The 23,581-nt window shown below is 62.2% G+C and carries 16 protein-coding genes and 2 tRNA genes; 15 read left to right on the top strand and 3 right to left on the bottom strand.

What is annotated here, in order from left to right:
- Nucleotides 1-319 precede the first annotated feature (319 nt).
- On the top strand, nt 320-1,729 hold the full coding sequence (locus tag GYH35_RS08790; protein WP_202624175.1) for a leucyl aminopeptidase family protein: 1,410 nt from the start codon (nt 320-322) through the stop codon (nt 1,727-1,729).
- A 3-nt stretch (nt 1,730-1,732) separates the two neighbouring features.
- Nucleotides 1,733-2,644, top strand: coding sequence for a DMT family transporter (locus tag GYH35_RS08785; protein ID WP_161814937.1), 912 nt, complete (start codon nt 1,733-1,735; stop codon nt 2,642-2,644).
- 5 nt (nt 2,645-2,649) lie between these two features.
- On the opposite strand, the gene GYH35_RS08780 is transcribed toward GYH35_RS08785, so the two are convergent.
- Both GYH35_RS08780 and GYH35_RS08775 read right to left on the bottom strand, forming a co-directional pair.
- Nucleotides 2,650-3,336 carry a pseudouridine synthase gene (locus GYH35_RS08780; RefSeq protein WP_407700195.1) on the bottom strand — a complete coding sequence of 229 codons (687 nt, stop codon included), beginning with the start codon at nt 3,334-3,336 and terminating at the stop codon, nt 2,650-2,652.
- Complete coding sequence (locus tag GYH35_RS08775) at nt 3,269-4,183, bottom strand: LysR substrate-binding domain-containing protein (RefSeq protein ID WP_161814939.1); 915 nt, start codon at nt 4,181-4,183, stop codon at nt 3,269-3,271. The genes GYH35_RS08780 and GYH35_RS08775 overlap by 68 nt, the downstream gene beginning before the upstream one ends.
- 101 nt (nt 4,184-4,284) lie before the next feature.
- Here GYH35_RS08775 and aceB point away from each other — a divergent pair, with 101 nt between their 5' ends.
- The 4 genes from aceB (at nt 4,285) to GYH35_RS08755 (ending at nt 9,018) form a co-directional block, all read left to right on the top strand.
- On the top strand, nt 4,285-5,889 hold the full coding sequence (gene aceB, locus GYH35_RS08770) for a malate synthase A (RefSeq protein WP_161828196.1): 1,605 nt from the start codon (nt 4,285-4,287) through the stop codon (nt 5,887-5,889).
- Between the two features lie 22 nt (nt 5,890-5,911).
- A complete protein-coding gene (gene aceA, locus GYH35_RS08765) occupies nt 5,912-7,198 on the top strand; it encodes an isocitrate lyase (RefSeq protein WP_161814941.1) in 1,287 nt (428 codons plus the stop codon).
- 196 nt (nt 7,199-7,394) lie between these two features.
- The gene (locus GYH35_RS34555) at nt 7,395-8,189 is read left to right on the top strand and encodes a PEP-CTERM sorting domain-containing protein (RefSeq protein ID WP_202624174.1); all 795 of its coding nucleotides are present in this window, start codon (nt 7,395-7,397) and stop codon (nt 8,187-8,189) included.
- 178 nt (nt 8,190-8,367) lie between these two features.
- Nucleotides 8,368-9,018 (top strand): uracil-DNA glycosylase, encoded by a 651-nt coding sequence (locus GYH35_RS08755; protein WP_407700202.1) that lies wholly within the window; start codon nt 8,368-8,370, stop codon nt 9,016-9,018.
- Here the strand turns inward: GYH35_RS08755 and GYH35_RS08750 are convergent.
- The gene (locus tag GYH35_RS08750) at nt 9,002-11,953 is read right to left on the bottom strand and encodes a family 20 glycosylhydrolase (RefSeq protein ID WP_161814943.1); all 2,952 of its coding nucleotides are present in this window, start codon (nt 11,951-11,953) and stop codon (nt 9,002-9,004) included. The two genes, GYH35_RS08755 and GYH35_RS08750, sit on opposite strands and share 17 nt — an antisense overlap.
- A 163-nt stretch (nt 11,954-12,116) precedes the next feature.
- Here GYH35_RS08750 and GYH35_RS08745 point away from each other — a divergent pair, with 163 nt between their 5' ends.
- The 9 genes from GYH35_RS08745 to GYH35_RS08705 all read left to right on the top strand — a co-directional run bounded on the left by GYH35_RS08745 (nt 12,117) and on the right by GYH35_RS08705 (nt 23,213).
- On the top strand, nt 12,117-14,402 hold the full coding sequence (locus tag GYH35_RS08745) for a TonB-dependent receptor (RefSeq protein WP_161814944.1): 2,286 nt from the start codon (nt 12,117-12,119) through the stop codon (nt 14,400-14,402).
- A gap of 10 nt (nt 14,403-14,412) precedes the next feature.
- Entirely contained in the window at nt 14,413-15,723 is a 1,311-nt protein-coding gene (locus GYH35_RS08740) for a glycoside hydrolase family 1 protein (RefSeq protein ID WP_202624173.1), read from the top strand.
- 8 nt (nt 15,724-15,731) lie between these two features.
- Entirely contained in the window at nt 15,732-16,406 is a 675-nt protein-coding gene (locus tag GYH35_RS08735) for a TetR/AcrR family transcriptional regulator (protein WP_161814945.1), read from the top strand.
- A 3-nt stretch (nt 16,407-16,409) separates the two neighbouring features.
- Entirely contained in the window at nt 16,410-18,683 is a 2,274-nt protein-coding gene (locus GYH35_RS08730; protein ID WP_202624172.1) for a beta-glucosidase, read from the top strand.
- A complete protein-coding gene (locus GYH35_RS08725; protein ID WP_161828195.1) occupies nt 18,680-20,374 on the top strand; it encodes a carboxylesterase/lipase family protein in 1,695 nt (564 codons plus the stop codon). Before GYH35_RS08730 ends, GYH35_RS08725 begins: the two co-directional genes overlap by 4 nt.
- Nucleotides 20,375-20,430: 56 nt before the next feature.
- Entirely contained in the window at nt 20,431-22,263 is a 1,833-nt protein-coding gene (gene uvrC, locus GYH35_RS08720; protein ID WP_161828194.1) for an excinuclease ABC subunit UvrC, read from the top strand.
- Entirely contained in the window at nt 22,238-22,882 is a 645-nt protein-coding gene (pgsA, locus tag GYH35_RS08715; RefSeq protein WP_161815329.1) for a CDP-diacylglycerol--glycerol-3-phosphate 3-phosphatidyltransferase, read from the top strand. The genes uvrC and pgsA overlap by 26 nt, the downstream gene beginning before the upstream one ends.
- A gap of 90 nt (nt 22,883-22,972) precedes the next feature.
- Nucleotides 22,973-23,048: transfer RNA gene (locus GYH35_RS08710), tRNA-Gly, on the top strand.
- 91 nt (nt 23,049-23,139) lie between these two features.
- A tRNA-Cys gene (locus tag GYH35_RS08705) sits at nt 23,140-23,213 on the top strand.
- Nucleotides 23,214-23,581: the final 368 nt, after the last annotated feature.

Below are 23,581 nucleotides of genomic sequence, written 5' to 3'. Positions count from 1 at the left end.
CCGCCTCGGGCTGGCCGGTGCGGGGTTCGTGTGGCGAATCTCTATCCTGTGGTGATCAGACGCCGGTCCCGCACTCGACCCGCCGCAGCAGGCCGGAGACGACTACACGCTCTACTACAACGATCGTGGCGATCGTTGCGAGGCCGACAATCTCGGCGGAGGCGTGTGTGACAGCGGGCATGGCCTAACTTGTAACGACGGTAAAAACGGTGCGTGCGTCTGAATTGATGCGTTAAAGCCTGCAAATGGCACCATACGGCTGCGTAACTTGTCAAGCTGCGCTACTCTTGTGAGCGCTGCGTCACGCTGTGACCAGCCTGTGAACAAAGCTCACCCGCTATCGATCGGCACCGTCGTGACCACCATTTCCATTCCTTTGCACCTGCTCCACGAAGATGAGTTCGAGCAGTGGCGGACAGCTCAAGACGAGCCGGTGCGCAACTGGGCCGCGACTCACAGCTTCAAGGCGGAACGAAACAAAGTGCTGTTGCTGCCGGGCCCGCAGGGCCGGCCGGTGGCCGCCATCGTCGGCGTCGGCAAGCAGAACCCGCGCGAAGAGCAGAGCTACTGGATCGGTGCGGGCCTGGCCGATCGGCTGCCAGACGGCCAGTATCATCTCGCGACCTCGTTGCCGGCACGCGCTGCGACTCAGTTCGCCGCCGGCTGGGCGTACGGACAATATCGCTTCGAACGTTACAAGCGCGGCGGCCCGCAACGCTCTGTTCAGTTGCGCCTGCCTGAGGGAGCGGATGCCTCCGAGGTGGAAAGATTGAAGTCCGCGAGCTCGCTCGCGCGCGATCTGATCAATACGCCCGCCAACGACATGTCGCCCGAAGCGCTGGCGCAGGCGGCCGTGGAAGTCGCTCGCCGTTATGGAGCGCGCCATCGGGTCATCATCGGCGATGACTTGCTGAAAGAACGATTGCCCGCCGTGCACGCGGTCGGCCGTGCGGCGGCCGTCGCGCCGAGACTGGTCGATATCGAATGGGGCGATGCCTCGAAGCCGAAAGTGACTTTGGTCGGCAAGGGCGTCTGTTTCGACACCGGCGGCCTCGACATCAAGCCGGGCGCTTCGATGTTGCTGATGAAAAAAGACATGGGCGGCGCCGCGGTCGCGCTGGCGCTGGCGCAGACCATCATGGATGCGAAGCTGCCGGTGCGATTGCGCGTGATCCTGCCGATGGTCGAGAACTCGATCGCGGGCAATGCGTTCCGTCCTGGCGACGTGTTGGGCACGCGCAAAGGCCTGACGGTGGAAGTCGGCAACACGGATGCCGAAGGGCGATTGATTCTATGCGACGCATTGACGCTCGCCGATGAAGAGCAACCGGACCTGCTGATCGATACGGCGACATTGACGGGCGCGGCGCGAGTGGCGCTCGGGCCGGAATTGCCGGCGTTGTACAGCAACGACGACTCGGCGGCCGAAGAACTGTTACGCGCGGCCGCCGCCGAATCCGATCCGCTGTGGCGACTGCCTTTGTGGGCGGGTTACGACGATGAGCTGTCGAGCAAAATAGCCGACGTGAACAACGTATCCACTTCGGGCTTCTCGGGCTCCATCATCGCGGGCTTGTTCCTGCGCCGCTTCGTGAGCAATGCCCGCGCCTGGGTGCACATCGATCTGTATGCATGGAATGGCAAGGAACGCCCGGGCCGGCCGGTGGGCGCGGAACCGCAGACGGTTCGTGCGTTATATGCATTCCTCAAGCAGCGATATGTGCGTTGATTGATGGTTGCAAGTTCCACCACCGGCGTCGCCGACGCCACCTCGATCTCGCCCCGGCACCTGGTCCTGCTGGTTCTGATGAACCTGGTGTGGGGCTTGAACCTAATTGCGTCCAAAATCGGCGTCGCGCAATTTCCGCCCATTCTGTTCACGGCGCTGCGCTTTGGATCGTTGGCGCTGTTTCTGTTGCCGTTATTGAAAATCCATCGCGGCCAGATGGGTAATTTGTTCCTGGCCGCGATGCTGACCGGGCCGGCGGCGTTCTCGTTGCTGTTCCTCGGCGTGTACTACGCCGAAGATGCGGCGACCGTCGCGATCGCCAGTCAGATGGGCGTGCCGATCTCGACACTGCTATCGATCTGGCTGCTGGGCGAGACCATTCGGTGGCGTCGTACGCTGGGCATCGCACTCGCGTTCGGCGGCATGTTGATCATCAGCTTCGATCCGCGCGTGTTCGCGTACTGGGAAGGATTGGCGCTGGTGGTCGCATCGACGTTCTTCGCCTCGCTCGGTTTGATCTTCGTGAAGCGCTTACACAACATCAAAGCGCTGCAATTGCAGGCGTGGATCGCGGTTGCCGGCGGTTCGATGCTGATGCTGCTCAGCCTGCTGTTCGAGCAAGGTCAGTGGGAAGCCATTCAGGCGGCCGATTGGAAGGCCTGGACGGCTTTGGCGTTCACGACCTTGATGAGTAGCTTGCTGGCGCACACAGCGTGGTACTACCTGGTCAGCAAATATCCGGTGACCAGCCTGTCGCCGATCACGCTGCTGTCGCCGCTGTTCGGTATTTTCTTCGGCGTTACTCTGCTGAACGATCAGTTGACGACGCGCATGCTGATCGGTGGCGCCGTGACGCTGATCGGCGTGTTCATCGTCGTGATGCGCGAGAAGAGGCTGGTCGATACGGGGACGTAAGTCGACTATCTGCGTCGTCCGCTGGATCGTGTCGATCCAGCCGCGGGCTTCATGAAAGCTGCGATCTCTTTCGGATCGATCGCGCGGGACTCGCCGGGTGCGAGTCCTTGCAGCGTCCACGGTCCCACCGACCAACGAATCAATCGCAGCGTCGGCAAGTTCACGGCCGCCGTCATGCGACGCACCTGGCGATTGCGACCTTCGCGAATCGTGAGCTTCAACCAGCTCGTTGGAATGGCTTTGCGAAACCGGATCGGCGGATCGCGCGGCCAGAGCCATTCGGGCTCATCCATGCGCTCGGCGCCGGCCGGCAGCGTGACTCCATCATTCAACTTCACGCCACGACGCAGCTGGGCGAGGGCGTCATCGTTGATCTCGCCTTCCACCTGCACGAAGTAAGTCTTCTCTTGTTTCCAGCGCGGGTCGGCGAGCTTTGTTTGTAACGCTCCGGAGTCGGTCAGCAGGACCAAGCCTTCGCTGTCGTAGTCGAGTCGCCCGGCCGGCCGCATGCCGGGCGCGTGTACGAAATCGCGCAACGTGGCTTTGCCGTCCTCGCTCGTGAACTGAGTGAGCACGCGAAACGGCTTGTTGAGCAGCAGCAGGGCGGGCGAATCCATCGGACGATCAAATACTTTCGGCGCTGGTGCGCACCAGATCGAGGAAGCGTTGCACGGCGGCGGCGTTTTCGCCATGACGGCAAGCGAGAATCAGCGGCGCGGTCAGCTGCGGCATGTCTTCGAGCTTGCGATAGACGATGCCATCCATCTGCAATCGCTGCAACGAGGCAGGCACGATCGACACGCCGATGCCGGCGGCCACGAGATTCAACGTCGAAATGATTCGCGGCGCTTCCTGACCGACGCGTGGACTGAAGCCGGCGCTTTTGCACGCGGCGATGATGGTGTCGTACAGGCCTGGGCCGCCGGGCCGCTTGTACAGCACGAATGTTTCTTTAGCGAGCTCGGCCAGCGGCAGCAGCACGCTGCGACTGAAACTGCTGCGGCGAGCGAAGATGTGACCGGTCGGCAAGGCGACGAGCATTTTCTCTTCCAACAACGGTCGCACGGTGAGCCCGACGACGTCGGCCACCGGCGAGCGAATGAACGCCGCGTCGATCTCTTCGTTGTGCAGTCCCTGCACAAGCTCGCTACTGCCACTTTCCTCGAGCACCAGAGACACCAGCGGAGCGGCTTCACGGAAAGCCCGCAACACCCGGGGCACAAACGGATGAAAGGGCGCCGAACTGGTGAAGCCCACGACCACTCGACCTTCTTCACCGCGGGCCGTTCGCCGGGTGGTCGCGACCGCCCGATCCACCTGATCCAGGATGGCGCGGGCCCGATCGAAGAAGGCCAGGCCGGCATCGGTCAATTCGACCCCGCGCGGCTGGCGGCGGAATAGCTGGGCGTCCAGCTCCTGTTCCAACGCCCGGATCTGCATGGAGAGCGGAGGCTGCTGAATGCCGAGCCGTTCGGCCGCTCGGGTCATGTGCTTTTCTTCAGCTACAGCAATGAAGTAGCGCAAATGTCTCAGTTCCATGTTGAGATATGTATCAGATATCGGTTTCTAACTCACCATATATTTTACCCACAGGCAGGAAATCGCTAAGGTTCTCTCACTTTCGCAAGTGGGGAGAGGCAATGGCGACCAATCCGGCGGTGAACCCGACGATGGGCATCGAGATCCGTGGGGCGATGCAGCCCGGGTACGACTCGATTCTGACCCCCGCCGCGCTGGAGTTCGTCGCCGACCTGACGCGACGCTTCGGAGATCGCGTGACCGCTCTTCTCGATGCGCGCGCCGCTCGTCAGCGTCAGCTGGATAGCGGCGCTTTGCCGGACTTCCTTGCCGAGACGCGCAGCGTTCGCGAAGGCAATTGGCGCGTGACTTCGATTCCGGCCGATCTGCAGGACCGTCGCGTCGAGATCACGGGTCCGACCGATCGCAAGATGATCATCAATGCGCTCAACTCGGGCGCGAAAGTCTTCATGGCCGACTGCGAAGACTCGATGACCCCGACCTGGGACAACGTCGTGCAGGGTCAGATCAATCTGCGCGATGCGGTGAACCGCTCGATCTCCTTCACCAATCCCGATGGCAAGCAGTACAAGCTCAATCCGCAGATCGCGACGCTGATCGTGCGGCCCCGCGGCTGGCACCTGTTCGAGAAACATATCTATGTGGACGGGCGCCGCGCGCCGGGGGCGTTTGTCGACTTCGGCCTGTATCTGTTCCATAACCACGCCGCGTTGCAGGCGCGTGGCACCGGTCCGTATTTCTATTTGCCGAAGCTCGAGAGTCATCTCGAAGCGCGTCTGTGGGCCGATGTGTTCCGCTACGCCGAAGACAAGCTCGGCCTCGCCTCGCAGACCATCAAGGTGACCGTGCTGATCGAGACCATTCTCGCAGCATTCGAGATGGACGAGATCCTGTTCGAGCTGAAGGCCTTCATCGTCGCGCTCAACTGCGGCCGCTGGGACTACATTTTCAGCTTCATCAAGAAGTTCGCGCATCGGCCCGATTTCGTGCTGCCGGATCGGCAGCAGGTGACGATGACCACGCACTTCCTGCGCTCGTATTCGAAGCTTGCAATCCGCACTTGCCATCGCCGCGGCGCGTTTGCCATGGGCGGCATGGCGGCGCAGATTCCGATCAAGAACGATCCCAAAGCGAATGAAGAAGCCATCGCCAAGGTGCGCGCCGACAAGGAGCGCGAGGCAGGCGACGGGCACGACGGCACGTGGGTCGCGCATCCGGGCCTCGTGGCGGTGGCGATGGAAGTGTTCGACCGCTTGATGCCGACCCCGAATCAGCTCGGCAAGATTCCGGACGTCGACGTTACCGCCAAAGATTTGTTGCAGATTCCGCAGGGCACGATCACCGAAGCCGGGTTACGCGGCAACGTGAGCGTGTCGATTCAATATCTCGCTGCATGGCTCGGGGGGTTGGGTTGCGTGCCCATCAACAACTTAATGGAAGACGCAGCGACTGCGGAAATTTCTCGCGCGCAGATCTGGCAGTGGATCAAACATCCTGGCGGCGTGCTCGAGGACGGGCGCAAGGTCACGGCCGAGTTGTTTCGTGCGATCACGCGGGAAGAGCTGGGCAAGTTGCGCGCCGCGGTGGGAGAAAAAGCCTTCGCCGCAGGCAACTTCGAGCGCGCGGCTGCGTTGATCGATGAGATCACGACGGCGCCGGAATTCGAAACCTTCATTACTTTGCCCGCCTACCGGGTCATTCATTAATTGTTCTCACATCGAGGTTCCTATGACACTCCCTTCCGCCGAACAACTTCGCAAAGACTGGGAAACCAACCCGCGCTGGAAGGGAGTCGAGCGCCCCTACAAAGCCGAGGATGTGGTGCGTCTGCGCGGCTCCGTGCACATCGAGCACTCGCTGGCTCGCTTGGGCGCCGAGAAGCTCTGGAAGTACGTGAATGAAAAGCCGTTCGTCAACGCGCTCGGCGCGCTGACGGGCAATCAGGCCATGCAGCAGGTGAAGGCGGGCCTGGACGCGATCTATCTGTCGGGCTGGCAGGTCGCCGGTGACGCGAACCTCGCGGGTGAAATGTATCCGGACCAGTCGCTGTATCCCGCGAACTCGGTGCCGCAGGTCGTCAAGCGCATCAACAACACGCTGGTGCGTGCCGATCAGATCACGACGGCGGAAGGCGATAAGTCGGTCGACTGGCTCAAGCCCATCGTCGCCGACGCCGAAGCCGGTTTCGGTGGCGTGCTGAATGCGTTCGAGCTCATGAAGGCCATGATCGAAGCGGGCGCCGCCGGCGTGCACTTCGAAGATCAGCTGTCGTCGGCGAAGAAGTGCGGTCACATGGGTGGCAAGGTGCTGGTGCCGACGGCTGAAGCGATCAGCAAGCTGGTCTCCGCGCGCCTTGCCGCCGATACAGCCGGCGTGCCGACCGTGCTCGTCGCTCGCACCGATGCCGAATCGGCGAACCTGCTGACGGCGGATGTGGACGAGCGCGATCGTCCGTTCATCAAGTCGAAGGAGCGCACCAGCGAAGGCTTCTTCTACGTGAACGCCGGCCTCGAGCAGGCGATCGCCCGCGGCCTCGCGTACGCGCCTTACTGCGACATGATCTGGTGCGAGACCGGCAAGCCCGATCTGCACGAAGCGAAGCTGTTCGCCGAGGGCATCCACAAGCACTTCCCCGGCAAGCTGCTGTCGTATAACTGCTCGCCGTCGTTCAACTGGAAGAAGAAGCTCGACGACGCCACGATCGCGAAGTTCCAGCGCGAGCTCGGCGCGATGGGCTACAAGTTCCAGTTCATCACGCTGGCCGGCTTCCACGCACTGAACTACTCGATGTTCCAGCTCGCCAGGGGCTACAAGGCAACGCAGATGGCGGCGTACGTGCAACTGCAGGAGCAGGAGTTCGCGTCGGAGAAGGATGGCTACACCGCCACCAAGCATCAGCGCGAAGTGGGCGCGGGCTACTTCGATGACGTGACCCAGACGGTCACGGCTGGCCAGTCGTCAGTGACGGCGATGAAGGGCTCCACGGAAGAAGAGCAGTTCCACAAAGCGTCTTGATGATTTGATCCACTGCGGCTTCCCTCCCGCTCTAGGCCACAGAGAGAGCAGGAAGTGGAGGGAAGCCTGCAGACCTCGCGTCGAATAAATTTACAAACAAACGTGCACACTCACCTTTATGTCGAGTGTGCTTCTGTTACCTGTTTCGTCTCGATAGACTCCGCTCCTTCTAATGACCTACGGACAGGAGCGTTGGATGAACGGTACACACTCAGTTCTCGCTCGCGCGGCGCTCGCCGCAAGTCTTGGCCTGGCCGCGGGAGCGGCGCAAGCCGTGCCGATCGTGTTCGAATTCGCGGGGACGGTGGGGGAAACGCGAATCCACGACGCTGTCGGAAACCTCCTCGCTCTGGACTACTCGCTCAGTGGGCAGACCGTCACCGGTCGCATCGTCGTCGAGACCGATGGCTTGGCGGTACGCACGTACACCAATCAGTTTGGCTCGTCGCAGTCCCTCCTGGATTACCTCTTCGATCCCCCTGAGCAAATCACCAGCGAGTTGTTCATCGGTGGCGTCATGTACGACGTCGGCGCCTATTCCGGGGACACGGGCCATCTTTGGGGCATTGACAGCAGTGGTGTGCCAGGGGCCGGTCCGGATCTCTTCGACGTGTCGGATGTCTCCATGGAGTATTGGTATAACGAGGCACTCGGCGGCCCGCGCCCGGCGCCCGGGGAATATCAGTATCGCCAGTTTGGGTTGCAATGGACCGATCCGGCGAATCCCCTGGATCTGGTCGATCTGAGCAACGGCTTACAGCCGCTGGACGTGCTACCGCTGCTCACGGGATTGCTGCCCCGTGCGTATTACACACAGGAACGGATGTACTGCGACGACACTGGGTGCTCGACCCTCACGATTTCGGACACGGATTTTTCGATCAACTCGCTCACCGTTTCCACGGCGAACGTTCCCGAGCCTGGCACGCTGGCGCTGTTCGGCATCGGGCTGCTCGGCAGCGGTTTGGTCCGTCGCCGCAAGGCGAGCTGACCTCCGCGGCGCCCAGGCCAAGTACAATGGGCGGATGAGCAAGCCATCCGCCCGCAAATCTCCCGCGAAGCCCGCTAAAACCTCGGCAAAACGTGCCGAGCCGATCTCGATTCCCCGCACTCACAAGAGCGCGCCGCTCAAACAGCTCGCGCTGACCGACGACAAGCCGGGCAATGGCCTGTGGCCTTCGGACGGCGAAGTTTTCGACCGTACCTGCACCGATTGCCCACGCCTGGCGGAATTTCTGGAGGAGGGGCGCAAGCAATATCCCGACTACTACTGCGCGCCGGTCGCACCCTTTGGCGATCGCAAGGCGCACCTGATCATCATCGGCCTCGCGCCCGGCTTTCACGGCGCGAACGCGACAGGGCGCCCGTTCACGGGTGACTACGCCGGTGTGCTGCTCTATCAAACGCTGCACAAGTTCGGCTTCGCGAGCCAGCCGGAGTCCGTTCATCGCAACGACGGCTTGAAATTGATCGATGCCCGGATCTCCAACGCAGTGAAATGCGTCCCGCCGGATAACAAGCCGCTGCCGATCGAGATCACGACCTGCAATCACTACCTGCAAGCCGAGCTCGCGACGGCGCCAAAGAATGTCGTGCTGCTAGCGTTGGGCTCGATCGGTCACAACGCCGTCTTGCGCACGCTCGGCCTGAGAGCGAGCGACTATAAGTTCGGGCACGGCGCGGAGTTCAAGCTTCCTGGAGGGCAGTGGTTGATCGACTCGTACCACTGCAGCCGCTACAACACCAACACGCGGCGGTTGACCGAAGCGATGTTCGAGGCGGTGTTTGCTCGGGCGAAGCAGCTTATTGCGGGAACCTGACGGACTTCGCAAGCTCACGCATTACCGCATATCCCTCACGGTTCGGATGAACGCCATCGATGCTGAGCCCGGGCTTGAGTGCACCGTCCGCAGTTGCGAGGGGAGTGTAGTAGTCAACATATCGAAGACCCTCTCGCTTCGCATACGTCCTCAGCCACTCATTCAGTTTGACGATCTGCTTTGCCGGCTGAACCTCCGGGCGCCAGTTGAACTTCGCCGCCGGTAGAATGCTTGCCAGGACGACACGAATGTTGTGGGCGCGAGCCAAAGCGACCATTGCCTGAATGTTGTCCTGGAATGCGCGCTCGCTCGTCGGTCCTCCGTTGCCGGCCACATCATTTGTGCCTGCCATGATGTGTACGGCGTGTGGGCGCAGGGCGATCACGTCCGCCGGAAAGCGTACGAGCATCTGAGCTGTCGTCTGGCCGCTGATGCCTCGGCCGATCCGTTCGCTCGAGAACAACGTCGGGTCGCCTGGCACCCAGCTTTCGGTGATGGAGTCGCCGAGAAAGACCACATCGGGTCGTTGTTTGCTGGCGATGACGGCCGCATTGTCCGCTCGATAGCGACACAGGCCCGCCCAGTCTTGCGCTTCGCGCTGCTTCTTTGCGTCGTTGTATGCCACGAACTCTGGCTGTTTGCTCAGCGCCAGCAGGCGAAGAACGTTGGGTGTGCCGGGTTCGAGAAACAGCGCGTTGAATTCCTTTACGGAGTCGGGCATTGGCAGCGAAGGCGGGCAGGGCTGATCTGTCATTCCGATCGCAGCGGAAGGCGGAGCGACGCTACGCGCTTTGTCGACCAGTGCGCGAATGCCCGGTGTGAGGGCAATGATGAGATCCGCGGGCGGATGTTTGCCAAGAAAACTGGCAAGAGGCAGACGGGAAGCTGCATCGTGAGCCTCGGCTTGGGCAAGGGTTTTTTCGATCTCGTCCCACGACTGACCCTGCGTGACCACGCGTTTCGAAATAACATCGATGGCCTGAAGTGCCGCCTTGGCGAGGGACGCGATGCTCGCCGACGTTGGAATCGCCGGCTCCAACATCGCGTTACCGCGCGCGATGGCGGTGAAGCGCGCATCATTCTCGCGCCAGGTGCTGAGCTGTGCTCGCAGCACCGGCTCTAACGACGCATCTCCTCCAATGTACTGTCGAGCCGAGCTCACAAAAGCTTGCGCAACCAAACTGTCTGCCGGCGCCGCGTCGGCGAGAGCGTTGAGAGGTTGAACGATTCGCTGGCCACGGACGGCCGCGAGGATGCGATGGTCGTGGGCCATGTTTCTCACGGGCGTGACGATATCGAGTAGCGTGTGCACGGGATCCGCATCGCCCGGAACCATGCGCGAGGCCATGAGACGGCGAGTGTTGTCGCCCATCAGTCCACCGATCGTAAGCTGATCGTGAATGACCGCGAGCCTGCGATACATGTCGGCGGCATCCCGAACCGTGGCAGGCGACCAGAAGCGCTCAGCTAGCGCCGCAGCCCGCGGCCACAAGTGGTGATCCACCATTTCATCGGTAACGATCTCGCCCCAGAGCGGCGCCTCGCCGCCCAACACCAAGCGTTCCTGGTCAGCCGTCAACGGTGGCATGGGCTTGGCGACCTTTGCATCTGGAAGCAATTGCGCGAACAGCGGATGGAGTTTGCGAACGCGCTCCGCCTCCGCGGGTGTGAAGCCGGCCGCGGAGGAGGCGAGCGGATCCACTGCGTAGTGAAAGTCCGCCGGCATCAGCAGATCCAGATAGTAGCCAGCCGACACGATCGTCCGATGACCCTTTGCAGTGGCCGCCGCCGTGGCATTTGAGGTCTGCCAGCTTTCAACGATGGTGTCCGTCGGGATCTCGGTGGTCGCGATCTCCTCCCAGCCGATCGGCGTCTTCCCCGCCCGTTGCACCATCGCGATCACTCGCCGTGCGAAGTAGCCTTCGACATCCTGCTTCGAGCCGAGCTTCTCACGCTGCATCCATGCTTTGATCTCGGCGTTGTCGGCCCAGACCGCATCGCTGACTTCATCCCCGCCAATGTGCAGATACGGACCGGGAAATAGCTGCGACATCTCCTCGATCAGTTCGTTGAGAAAACGGTAGACCTCCGGCGATGACGGATTCAGAGCGACATCCGGAGGAAAGGGTGGGCGTGCTTTCGCGGCCGTCGCACCGAGCTTGGGATAGGCAGCGACGATTGCACGAGTGTGGCCGGGGACATCGAATTCCGGAACGATGAGCACGCCACGATCCGCAGCGTAGGCGAGAAGCGCGCGTATCTCGTCTTGGGTATAGAACTCGCCGTGGCTCGCCACCTCGTGCAGGCGTGGGAAGCGCTTGCTCTCGACGCGAAAGCCTTCGTCATCGCTCAAATGCAGATGGAGCACGTTGAGCTTCACGCGCTCCATCGCATCGATCTGACGCTTTAACGTATCGACTTTCAGGAAGTGCCGCGCCGGATCGAGCATGACGCCGCGCCAGGTGAAGCGAGGCGTGTCGTTGATCGAAACAAACGGCAGTTGAGGTTGGCCGCTGTCCAGACTGATCAGTTGTCGCAAGGTCGCGAGTGCTCGCAACACACCGGTTGGGCCGTCGGCGTCGATTCGCACGCCATCGTTCGTGACAGTCAGTGAGTACGCCTCCGCCTGCATCGCTTCGATTGCCCTGTCGGCGGCGTTGCACTGAACAGCAACGCTTATCGCATTCTCGCTGCTGGCAGGTACGCCGGTGCGGCGGAAATAATCCTGTTCGAATCGTTTGAAGGCACGCTCCAACACAGGGCCGCTGCACGTCGACCACTCAACCGACCATGTCCCAGTGAGCGGGAGTTGTCCGGCATTCGTACTGATCGACGCCGGCGCCGGCATCAACACAGGCGCGGCTTCACCCGCGATTGAGATAGCAAACAACGCGACGGTCGCGAGCCCCAGGACCGCATGACGCAATGACTTCATCGGATGCACCGCTCCCCCTGATGGCCAGAATGTAACGAATCGCCGCGGCACTCTCAACTTCTGGTCAGTATTGACTAGAAATACTAGTCATGATTGACTGGAACCGTCACGAGCCTTCCGCGGCGGCGGAGCCGGGCACTCAACACTACAAAAGGGGGAGACCATGAGCGGGGTAGTTTCCAGATCGGTGCGCGCGGCCCTGTGCCTGTCCGCGGCGAGCGCGGCGGCAATATCTTCGAATGCAGCTCTGGCTCAGGACTCCGCGCCGGCGCCGCAAGAGCAGTACCGCCTCGAAACCATCATCGTGACGGCGACCCGTCGCGAAGAGGGACTCCAGGACGTGCCGGTTGCGGTCACCGCAGTGTCGGGAGACGTGCTGGCGCAGTCGAACTTCCGCGAAGTCACGGACCTGCAGTACCTCGCGCCCAACGTCACATTCTCCTCCACGAACCCGGTCTCGAACGGCGGCGGATATCAAATCCGTGGCGTCGGCACGCAAACCTACGATAGCGGCGTCGAACAGACCGTCGGTCTGGTGGTCGATGGCGTCGTCATCGGCACATCGCGCGATCCCGGCGCGACCGGCTTCAGCGATGTGGAGCGCGTCGAGGTGTTGCGCGGCCCGCAGGGAACCTTGTTCGGCAAGAACTCATCGGCCGGTGTGATCCAGATCGTGACCAAGGATCCGAAGCTGCAGGACCTCTCGGGCGATCTGAGTCTTTCATATGGCGAGCGCGAGGAGCAGATCGCTCGCGGCAACCTGAATCTGCCGATCGGGGAAACTGCTGCGTTTCGCGTATCGGGTTATTACCAGGCCCAGGATGGCGCCATTCCATACCTGCGTCGCGACGGCGACATCGGCGATCGTGAGAACAGCGGCGTTCGAGCCAAATTGCTGTGGTGGGCGACCGACCGGCTGTCCGTGCTGCTCAGTGGCGAGCATCAGGAAGGCTTCGCGCGCGACGCTCATACCATCGAGTCGCTCGGCACCAGCGCGTTGTTCAACTCGCAGTTCGCTTCGTTCGATGTGCGCCCGGGTCACGGCGTGTACAAGAGCTATCAGGATGGCGACTGGACTGCCGATACCTCGGTGGACGCCGGCTCGCTCAAGCTCGAGTATCAGATCGGCGATCACACACTGACCTCGATCAGCGCCTATCGTGAAGTGCAGACCACGCAGCTCAGCGACATCGACGCTGCGCCGGTGAATATTTTCAACAACAGCGACGGCGGCGTCGATAACAGTCAGTTCACGCAGGAAGTGCGTTTGACTTCGCCGACCGATCGACGCTTCGAGTACGTGATCGGCGCGTACTACTTCGACACCGATCTCAGTGGCTGGGCATCTCAGGTCGGCAACTACTATGGCTTGTTTGGCCGCCCGGTCGTGCTCGGCGGCGGCCGGCGCGATCAAACCGGCTCGAATCAGAGCATCGCGGGCTTCGGTCAGATCGGCTTCGACTTCACCGATACGCTGAAGCTGATTGCGGGTCTGCGATACACGCACGATGAAGTCGAAGGCAAGATGGTGATCTCGCCGCTGCCGTATCCGGCAGTGCCGCTCGGTGTGCTGCTGCCCTATGACGGCAAAGTGAGCGACGAGAATGTTTCTGGCCGCGTCGGCCTGCAGTATCAACCCAACTCCGACCTGATGCTGTATGTGACTTACGCCACCGGCTACAAGGGCCCGGCCATCGATGGCACCGGCGGCATCGCGCGCGAAATCGAGCCCGAAACGGTGAAAAGCTACGAAGCCGGCATGAAATCGACGCTGCTGGACGGCCGGATGACGCTGAACGCCGCGTTGTATTGGTCGGACTTCGAGGACTTCCAGGCCCAGACGCTCGATCTCAATGTTTCTCCGCCCGCGTTCGCGCTGTCGAATGCAGGGTTGATGCGCTCGCGCGGCGTGGAGCTGGAATCGACCGTGCGCGTCACGCCGGGCTTCGATGTTTCCGCCGCCGTTACCTACAACGATGCGAAGTTCGAAGACTACTCCGCTGCATGCTATGCCGGGCAGCCGGTATCGGGCGTGGTCGGTCAGGGTTGCTATGTCGATCCGGTCAGCGGCTTGCAAGTAGCGAACTACGAGGGCGAGGAGCTGCCGAATGCGCCGGAGTGGACGTATCTGTTACGTGGCGCCTATACGCATTCGATCGGCAGCGAATACGCCTTCGATGCGAGCGTGAACTGGTCGTGGCGCAGCGAGGCACAGGCGACGATCGCCGATCCTCGGGCACGCATCGAGGACTACGGCATCCTCAACGCCAACCTGGGCTTCGGCAAGGACAATGGCGCCTGGCGCATCGGTGTCTATGCACGCAACCTGCTGGACGAACATTTCTATGCGCCGTACGCCTCGGGCACATTGAATCCCGGCGGCTACTATCGAATCATGAGCCCGGACGCGTTCCGGACGGTCGGCGTCAACGTCACGGCGAAGTTCTGAGCGAGTCGGTATGACCATGAAGATGGATCGCCGCTCCGCGTTGCTGCTGGTAGGCGGATCGTTGTTGGCCGGTGCCGCGTCGTCCGGCGCCGCGGCCACGAGCAAGCAAACGAAGGCGGAGAAATTCCTCTGGGGCAGCGCTGGTGCGGCCTATCAGATCGAAGGCGGCAACTACGCCAGCGATCTCTGGGTGATGGAGCACACGAAGCCGTCGATCTTCAAGGACCCTTCCGGCGATGCAGTCGATGCCTATAACCGGGTGAATGAAGACATCGCTCTCGCGGCGTCGCTCGGCTTCAACACGCACCGATTCTCGATCGAGTGGTCGCGCATCGAGCCGGAGCGGGGGCGGATTTCCAACGCCGCGATCGCTTATTACCGGCGCGTGCTCGAGACGATCCGCAAGCACGGCATGACGCCGTTCGTGACATTCAATCATTTCACGACGCCGCGCTGGTTCGCCGCAGCCGGCGGTTTCGAGACCAGGGACGGTATCGAGCCTTTCGTAAATTACTGTTCTCTCATCGCGCGAGAGCTCGGCGATCTGATCGGCATCGCGGCGACGTTCAACGAGCCTAACTTGGGCGCGCTGGTCAGCTGGTCGCCGGCCATTCGTCCGCTACGACCCCACATCGTCGCGGCTCGCGAGCTGGCGCGCACCAGCATCGGCGCGGCGAAATGGAGCCCGCCGATGTTGAGCGACTTCCGCATTCAACAGCCCATCATGATCGAGGCACACAACCGCGCCTACGATGCGATCAAGCAAGCCTCGGCGGGGCGATTCCCGGTGGGCGTGACGCTGTCGTTGAACGACGAACGCGGCTCTGCGGAGGCCATCGCACGAAAGCAGGGCGAAGTCATGCTGCCGTGGCTGGCCGCCAACGGCGACTATATCGGCGTGCAGAACTACACCTATAGCGTGGTCGAGGGCGAATCGGACTTGCCACCCGAGCGCGGGATCGAGCTCACTCAGATGGGTTATCCCTTCGCGCCCGAGGCGCTCGAGGGTGTCATCAGAGCCGTGGCCCGCCATTCGAATCGGCCGATCTACGTCACGGAGAACGGCGTCGCGACCGAGGACGACACTCGGCGGGTTGCCTTCATCGATCGCGCCGTCGCGGGTGTGTCCGCTTGTCTTTGTGACGGCATCGATGTCCGTGGTTACATTCACTGGTCGCTGCTGGACAATTGGGAGTGGGTTGCCGGGTTCGGGCCGAAGTTCGGCCTGGTCTCGGTGGATCGCACGACGTTCGTCCGTACTGCCAAACCCAGCGCTCATCATCTCGGCCGCATGGCGCGGCGGGGATCGCCACCGGGATGACAACAACAGTGAAATCTGCCAAATCGACCAAGCCAGCGATTCGACGTACGCAGGAAGACCGCAGCGCCGCCACCCGCGCCCGGTTGCTCGAAGCCGCGATCGACTCGCTGCACACCCGAGGCTATGCCGCGACGACCACGATGGTCGTTTGTGAGGAGTCGGGGGTCAGTCGCGGAGCCATGCTGCATCAGTTCCCGAGCAAAGTGGACTTGATGCTGTACGTCGTGAAAGTGGTGTACGAGGAAGACATAGCGCTCTATCAAAAAGCGCTCGGCCCGCTCGCCGATGCTCGTGAGCGACTGCTCGCCTTTCCGAAGGTCGCTTGGGAAGTGCTGCGCCGGCCCGCGGCCGTGGCTGCGCTTGAGGTGTTGCAAGGGTCGCGCAGCGATCCAGAGCTTTCGGCACGGCTCAAGCCTCTGCAAAAAGAGATCGAGCAGGACTCCTTTCGACAGGCGGGCGCGATCATTGGCGCGGCCAATGGCCGCACGTCGGCCGCTGCCACGCGATTGTTTGTATGGGCGCTGCGTGGCTTGTCGGTCGCTCGTGTGTTGACGAATGAGCCAGCCGAGATCGATGAGTCCATCGAACTGCTGCGCCAGATGCTGACAGCGGCCCTCGACGCGGAAGTGCTGCAGGTGCCGGGTGAAACCGGTCGACCCAAGAAGAAACGAAGCTCCAGGTAATCCATGTCCACGGGAATGAAGACGCTCACCGGCGTGCTGCTGATGGGAAGTGCGCTGCTGTCAGAGGCGCTGGCCGAAACATCGAATGCGCGCGCCTGGGAAGATCGCTCGCTGCCTGCGGATGAGCGTGCGCGTTCCATGGTCGATGCCATGTCGCTCGATGAGCAGATTTCCCTGCTGCGCACCGAATCGGGTTTCGGATTGTTGTCGTTGGGCGTGCCGTTGCCGCCCACGGTTCCGGAATCGATGCGCAAGTACACGCCGAAGGGCGCGATCGGCTCGGCAGGATTCGTCGCAGGCATTCCGCGCGTCGGCATGCCGGCGCAGCAGATGTCGGATGCGAGCCTGGGCGTCGCGAATCTGGGTGGATTCGTGCGCCGAGGCGATGAGGCGACGTCGCTGCCTGCGAGCCTGGCATTGGCCGCGACGTTCGATCCGGCGCTGGCGCGTGAGGCAGGCCGCATGGTCGGCGCCGAGGCGCATGCGAAGGGCTTCAATGTTCAGCTCGCTGGCGGTGTGAATCTCACTCGTGAGCCACGCAATGGCCGCAACTTCGAGTATGCCGGCGAAGATCCTTTGCTCTCTGGAATCATCATCGGCGAGCAGATCGCGGGCATTCAAAGCCAGCATGTGATTGCCACGACCAAACATTTCGCGCTGAACAGCCAGGAGACCGGACGTTTCGTTCACGATGCCGTGATCGACGAGGCCGCGCTCCGCGAATCGGATCTGCTCGCTTTTCAGATTGCGATAGAGCAGGGCCAGCCGGGTGCGGTCATGTGCGCATACAACCGGATCAATGGCGCTTACGCCTGTGAGAATTCGTTTCTGCTCCAGACGGTGTTGAAGGGCGAATGGCAGTACCCGGGTTGGGTCATGTCCGACTGGGGCGCGGTGCACAGCCTGCAGGCATCCCTCACGGCCGGGCTCGATCAGGAATCGCCGCAAGACGAGCCGTATTTCGGCGGCTTGAAGGAAGCCGTCGGCAAAGGTGGGATTCCAGCGCAGCGCGTCGCCGAGGCAGCTCAGCGTATCGTGCGCAGCTTCTTCGCGATTGGGGCGATCGACAATCCAGCACAGCCCGGCCGTGCGATCGATCAGGTGGCGCACGCTGATGTGGCCGAGCGCGTCGCCTTGTCCGGCATGGTGTTGCTGAAGAACGATGGCGTGTTGCCGCTGGCGAAGAATGCGAAGCGCGTTGCTGTCATCGGCGGATTCGCCGATCGCGGCGTGCTCTCCGGTGGCGGATCGTCGCAAGTGATGCCGTATGGCGGGCACTTTCTCGATAAGCGTGGCCGTGAAGGAATCGCAGCGCTGCTTGCGCCGGTTTATGGATTGTCCTCGCCGTTGCAAGCGCTGAAGGAGTTGCGCTCGGACACGCAGTTCGAGTTTGACGACGGCGCCGATCCGAAGCGTGCCGCAGAGCTTGCCCGCGCTGTCGACGTTGCCATCGTGTTTGCGACCAGGGCCGAAGAGGAGGGCATGGACTCGGCGGATTTCAGTCTGCCTCATGCGCAGGACGCCTTGATCGACGCCGTCGCTTCCGTCAAGCCGCACGCCGTCGTCGTGCTCGAGACCGGCAATCCGACCGGCATGCCGTGGCTGAGCAAAGTTGGCGCGGTGCTGCAGGCCTGGTATCCGGGACAGCGAGGCGGTCAAGCGATTGCAAAGATTCTGACCGGCATCGTGTCGCCCTCGGGACGCTTGCCGATGACCTTCCCACGCAGCGCCGATCAGTTGCCGCGACCGGCGATTCCCGGATTCGATCCCGCTCGCCGCACTCCGTTTGGATTGGGTGCGCCGGTCGAGCCGTTCGCGATTCACTTCGAGGAAGGCAGCGATGTCGGTTATCGCTGGTTCGAACGCGCGAAAGCCGAACCGTTGTTCGCTTTCGGGCACGGGCTGACGTACACCACATTTACTTACCGCGATCTTCGCCTCAATGTTGGCGCCGAATTGCGCGCCACCTTCAAACTGACCAACACCGGATCTCGACCTGGCATCGAAACGGCTCAGCTCTATGCAGCGCCGCCAGGCCGTACGCATCGTCTCGTTGGCTGGCACCGCGTCGAGCTCCAGCCGGGCGAGTCGCGGACGGTCACCATCGAAGCGGATCCGCGGCTGCTCGCATCGTATGAGCGCGAGAAAGGCTGGCATCGGGCAGCTGGAAAGTTTCGCGTGTTCGTGGGGCCATCGGCTGCAAAACGCGCGATTCATGGCGAGGCCAAGCTCGAGCCGAAGCATTCGACAGTGAATGAGGACACGCGCAGGTCATGAGCGGCCGCGCAACCTGGCTCGCATTCGCACCACAATGCGCACCTGCTCGCCGCATACCGGCAGGCGATGCAGGCGACCAGCATCGCCATGTTCATCGCGTGAGTTGCACGCCGGTTGTCGGCATCCGTGCAATTTTGCTGGCCGTCCTGCTCGTGCTGAGTAGCGTCGCATATGCGAGTGATGTTGCGCCGGTTACGCGAATCAGCACCGCAAGTGGCGTCGTCCAGGGCGTCATTGAAAACAACCTGGCGGTATTTCGCGGCATTCCCTACGCAAAGCCGCCGGTCGGCGACCTGCGTTGGCGAGCACCTCAGCCTGTCGATCCTTGGAAGGAAGTTCTCGATGCGAGGCGGTTGAGTGCCGATTGCATGCAAGCGCCCTTCGGGCCGACACCCACGCAAGGTCGCCATCCAGTCGCCGAGGATTGTCTCTATCTGAATATCTGGCGGCCCGCGTCGGACGCTCGCAAGTTGCCGGTGATGGTCTGGATCCACGGCGGCGGCTTCGTCAATGGCGGATCTTCGTCGCCCGATTCGACGGGCGAAGGCGTGGCCGCGCGTGACGCAGTTTTCGTGAGCTTCAACTATCGGCTTGGCCGCTTCGGGTTCTTTGCCCTCCCGGCATTGAGTGCAGAGCACGCCGAGGAAGCGAAAGGCAACTACGGACTGATGGATCAGATCGCGGCCTTGCGCTGGGTCCGGAACAACATCGATCGCTTTGGCGGTGACGCCAACAACATCACGGTCGTCGGTGAATCCGCGGGCGGCATCTCCATCAATATGCTGCTTACGTCGCCGTCGACGAGTGGCTTGTTCGATCGAGCGATCATCCAATCCGGCGGCGGTCGCAAGCTCGTGCGGACACGCGATCTGGCCAAGGATGTGCCGGACGCCGTCAGCGCTGCGACCCTCGGAATCAAGTTCGCGAAGAGCAAAGGCATAGAGGGCGCCGATGCCGCCGCACTCGCCAAATTGCGCGAGCTCAGCGCCGACGCAGTCACGTCCGGACTCAACATGGTCGGCCTGCTGGTGCCCGACAGGGCGCTGTTCAGCGGTCCCGTGATCGATGGGAAGCTGTTCGTCGAGTCGCCGGAAGAGGCCTATGCAGCCGGTCGTCAACATCCGGTGCCCCTCATTGTCGGCGCGACCAGTTCGGATCTCAGTCTCAGCTATGCGAAGAGTGTCGAGGATGCGTTCGCCATCTTCGGCGCGGATGCCGGCACAGCTCGCTCGGCCTACGATCCGACCGGGGACGGCGATCTGAAGCGAATCAACAACGCGATCGGCTCGGATCGAGCCATGGTCGAGCCCGCGCGCTTCATCGCTCGCTCGATGAGCCAATTGCGCCGGGTCTACGCATTTCGATTCTCGTATGTGCTCGAAGCGAAGCGCAGCGGCTCTCCGTATGGCGCTCAGCATGCGACCGACGTTCCGTATGCCTTCGATCTGCTGAGCGCAGTCCATGGCGATATCGTTTCGCCCGCGGACGGACGAATCGCCGCGGCGATGTGCGATTACTGGGTAGCCTTTGCACGAACCGGCAATCCGAATGGCGCAAGTCGTCCGACCTGGCCGGCCTACAACGCCGCGGCCGATGCCATCCTCGACTTCTCATCGAGCGGCGCCCCGATCGCCGCCCCCGATCCCTGGCGAGCCCGGCTCGATCTGATGGAGCGACTGAACGCACGCTGAAGCGGCGGGGCAATGCCTGACCAGCGTTGACCGGGTACATCCACTAAAATGGCGCCATGACCGGTCCTTCGAGCGTCCCCTTCGACTCCAAGCTGTTCCTGGCCAACGTGAGCCAGCGCCCCGGCGTCTATCGCATGATAGGCGCCGATGGCGAGGTGCTGTACGTCGGCAAGGCGCGCAATCTCAAGAATCGGCTCACGACCTACTTCGTGGGCAAGGCGCAGGCGGCCAAGACCATGGCGATGGTCTCGCAGGTGGCCAATGTCGAAGTGACGGTGACGGCGTCGGAAACCGAGGCGCTGCTGCTCGAGTACAACTTGATCAAGCGCCATCGGCCGCGCTTCAACGTCACTCTGCGCGACGACAAGAGCTTTCCGTACCTCTACGTCACGACCGAGGACGAATATCCGCGCATCAGCTTCTACCGGGGCAGTCGCAAGCTGCCGGGCCGCTTCTTCGGCCCATATCCCAATGCAAGGGCGACGCGCGAGACGATTCTGCTATTGCAGAAGTTGTTCCTGCTGCGCCCCTGCAGCGACTCGTTCTTCGCCAATCGCTCGCGCCCGTGCCTGCAACACCAGATCAAGCGCTGCTCGGGGCCGTGCGTGCGGCTGATCTCGCCGGAGGAGTACCGGCAGGACCTGAACGATGCGATCAAGGTGCTGGAAGGCAAGGGCGCCGAGCTGATCGACGACCTGGCCCAGCGCATGGAACAGGCCTCGCAGGAGCTGGAGTTCGAAAAGGCGGCGCGCTTGCGCGATCAGATCAATGGCATCAAGGCCATTCACTCGACTCAGTCGGTCACACGCAATGCCACCGAGGACATCGACGCCGTCGCGCTCGTCTCTCACGGCAGCGATCACTGCGTCTCGATCGTGTTCGTGCGCGGCGGGCGCAATCTCGGCAGCAGCAACTTTTTTCCCAAGCCAGGCATTGCAGAAGCGGGGGAGTTGCTCTCGGGCTTCCTGGCGCAGTACTACCTGGGGCGCGAAGCGCCGGGCGAGATTCTGATCAACGAACAGATCGAAGACGCGGACACGCTCGAGCAGGCGTTGAGCGAGCGCATGGAGCGGTCGGTGCGCATCCGCCCGAACGTCCGGGGCGTTCGCGCGCGCTGGCTTGAAATGGCGCGCACCAATGCCGAGTTGGGCGTAAAGATGCGCCGTGCCACCGAGGCGACGAGTGTCGAACAACTGCAAGCGATGCAGGAAGTGTTCAATCTGCCGAATCCGCCGGCGCGTATAGAGTGCTTCGACATCAGTCACACGATGGGTGAGCGCACCGTGGCCTCGTGCGTCGTGTTCGGCCCGGACGGTCCGATCAAGAGCGACTATCGGCGCTTCAACATCGAAGGCATCGCGGGCGGTGACGACTACGGCGCCATGCGCCAGGCGCTGTCGCGGCGCTATGCCCGCATCAAGAAGGGCGAGGCGCCGACGCCCGACGTGCTGCTGATCGACGGCGGACCGGGGCAGCTTGCCCAGGCTACGGAAGTGTTGCAGCAGTTGGAGATCGATAATGTGTTGATCGCGGGCGTCGCGAAGGGTGCGGACCGCAGGCCGGGACAGGAACGGTTGTTCCTGCCGGGGCACGAGCTGCCGACCCTGCTGCCGCCGGATTCGCCGGCGCTGCACTTGATCCAGCGCGTGCGCGATGAGGCGCATCGGTTCGCCATCACTGGCCACCGGGCGCGCCGGGGCAAGGCGCGCACCCAGTCCGTGCTAGAGACCGTTCCCGGGTTGGGGCCGCGCAAACGTAGGGAACTGCTGCGGCAATTTGGCGGTCTGCAGGGGGTGAGCCGTGCGGGAATCGACGATTTGGCCAAAGTCCACGGCATCGGTCGTAAACTGGCGCAATCGATCTATGACACATTGCACGCGAACGGCTGAAAAGTCCTTACAATTCGCCCCAGTGACTTTTCCTATCGCGAACATCCTGACCGTAGCGCGGATCATCATGATTCCGCTGGTGGTCGTCCTCTTCTATATGGACCAACACTGGGCCAAGGCGGCCACGGGTTGGATCTTCATCCTTGCGGCCGTCACCGATTCGCTCGACGGCTATCTGGCGCGCAAGCTCGGCCAGATGTCGGCGCTCGGCGCGTTCCTCGATCCGGTGGCGGACAAGCTGATGGTCGCGGTCGCGCTGATCCTGCTGGTCAGCTATGACCCGCCGATGCTGGAGTTCATCAAGTTCGATCCGCACACCTTGATCACGCTGACTGCCGCGGTGATCGTCGGCCGCGAGATCACCATTTCCGCGCTCCGAGAATGGATGGCGGAGGTGGGCGCGCGAGGCAAGGTGGCCGTGTCGTCGATCGGCAAGGTCAAGACCATCTTCCAGATGACCGGCCTGTCGATGATGCTGTTCCGGGAAGATGTGTGGTTCATCCCCGCATTCGAGCTGGGCTTTTACTGCCTCGTGGCCGCCGCGGCGCTGACGCTGTGGTCCATGGTGGTTTACCTACGCGCCGCCTGGCCGGACTTGATGCGGTCAGGCGTGAAATAATTCTGTGGGAAATGCACAACTTGCCTTGACAGTTTCGGACTCGACCCTAGAATAGCGGCCTCTCCGGTGGCCACGTCCACCGGGCGCGACGCGGGAATAGCTCAGTTGGTAGAGCGTAACCTTGCCAAGGTTAAGGTCGCGAGTTCGAGCCTCGTTTCCCGCTCCAATTCTTCAGTGCCGCCAGCAACTTAAGAACGCCAATAAGGGTCCGGCGGCACCGGCAGGAGCTAGGGTTGACCACTCCTACCCACTCCTACGGCTCGGTAGCAAAGTGGTTATGCAGCGGCCTGCAAAGCCGTCTACGCCGGTTCGATTCCGGCCCGAGCCTCCAATCCGTTGTCGCCAAGTAAGTTTCTATCGATGCCTACCTTTCGCCGGCAGTAGACGCCCGCGCTAACAGCGGAGCCGTCGCAAGCTGCTGTGAGCGACGCAGTGTGCGCGCCGTCACTTCCGCGGCAACGATGGGACATACCAGTGAACCTCGCGTAGCCGTGCTCGAGCTTCTGGGGTCCAGTAGACCCTCATTCTTCGATACCGAATTCCTTCATCGGATCTTCCACTGGAATCAAGCGCCCAGCGTTGGCATCAGTCAGGCCTCGCTCGATTGAGGCACGCAATTCGACTTGGTATGCGACATCTTATGGCGGTGTACGGCTCTGCATGGAGCGCATGACCACGGAGAATCGATTAACTGAGCGA

The organism is Steroidobacter agaridevorans, from assembly GCF_009932555.1.
GTDB lineage: Bacteria > Pseudomonadota > Gammaproteobacteria > Steroidobacterales > Steroidobacteraceae > Steroidobacter > Steroidobacter agaridevorans.
This window is presented reverse-complemented; position numbering and strand designations above follow the sequence as displayed.

What these genes read in the sequence shown, in the direction of transcription:
- GYH35_RS08785 (WP_161814937.1), top strand. Translation starts at nt 1,733, where the DNA reads ATGGTTGCAAGTTCCACCACCGGCGTCGCCGACGCCACCTCGATCTCG.
- GYH35_RS08780 (WP_407700195.1), bottom strand. Translation starts at nt 3,336, where the DNA reads ATGGCGAAAACGCCGCCGCCGTGCAACGCTTCCTCGATCTGGTGCGCA.
- GYH35_RS08775 (WP_161814939.1), bottom strand. Translation starts at nt 4,183, where the DNA reads ATGGAACTGAGACATTTGCGCTACTTCATTGCTGTAGCTGAAGAAAAG.
- aceB (WP_161828196.1), top strand. Translation starts at nt 4,285, where the DNA reads ATGGCGACCAATCCGGCGGTGAACCCGACGATGGGCATCGAGATCCGT.
- aceA (WP_161814941.1), top strand. Translation starts at nt 5,912, where the DNA reads ATGACACTCCCTTCCGCCGAACAACTTCGCAAAGACTGGGAAACCAAC.
- GYH35_RS34555 (WP_202624174.1), top strand. Translation starts at nt 7,395, where the DNA reads ATGAACGGTACACACTCAGTTCTCGCTCGCGCGGCGCTCGCCGCAAGT.
- GYH35_RS08750 (WP_161814943.1), bottom strand. Translation starts at nt 11,953, where the DNA reads ATGAAGTCATTGCGTCATGCGGTCCTGGGGCTCGCGACCGTCGCGTTG.
- GYH35_RS08745 (WP_161814944.1), top strand. Translation starts at nt 12,117, where the DNA reads ATGAGCGGGGTAGTTTCCAGATCGGTGCGCGCGGCCCTGTGCCTGTCC.
- GYH35_RS08740 (WP_202624173.1), top strand. Translation starts at nt 14,413, where the DNA reads ATGACCATGAAGATGGATCGCCGCTCCGCGTTGCTGCTGGTAGGCGGA.
- GYH35_RS08730 (WP_202624172.1), top strand. Translation starts at nt 16,410, where the DNA reads ATGTCCACGGGAATGAAGACGCTCACCGGCGTGCTGCTGATGGGAAGT.
- GYH35_RS08725 (WP_161828195.1), top strand. Translation starts at nt 18,680, where the DNA reads ATGAGCGGCCGCGCAACCTGGCTCGCATTCGCACCACAATGCGCACCT.
- uvrC (WP_161828194.1), top strand. Translation starts at nt 20,431, where the DNA reads ATGACCGGTCCTTCGAGCGTCCCCTTCGACTCCAAGCTGTTCCTGGCC.
- pgsA (WP_161815329.1), top strand. Translation starts at nt 22,238, where the DNA reads ATGACACATTGCACGCGAACGGCTGAAAAGTCCTTACAATTCGCCCCA.